Raw genomic sequence first — 235 nt, forward strand, 5'->3', positions numbered from 1 at the left:
TTTAATCATATGCATGGCTTCTACTCCAGAAAGAATGGATGTAGCTGTGTCAAAACATTTGAACCCTAGCATAGAACAGATTCGCTTCTTTATAAAGCGATGATCTTGTTCTACTATGTTATTCAAGTACTTTTATTGTCTAAGTTGCATACCATCAGGTATGCTTTTCTTACGATTAGTCAACCTGTATTTATAGATTTTTGATGGATTGATTACCAAAAATCTATATCAAACA

Annotated in this window: 1 pseudogene; it reads right to left on the reverse strand. The window is 32.3% G+C overall.

Annotated features, from left to right (window positions below):
* Window positions 1–162, reverse strand: a pseudogene (locus tag JDS80_RS31110) (DDE-type integrase/transposase/recombinase); the annotation flags it as partial.
* Window positions 163–235 lie beyond the last annotated feature (73 nt).

The organism is Bacillus cereus group sp. N8 (assembly GCF_016483685.1).
GTDB lineage: Bacteria > Bacillota > Bacilli > Bacillales > Bacillaceae_G > Bacillus_A > Bacillus_A proteolyticus.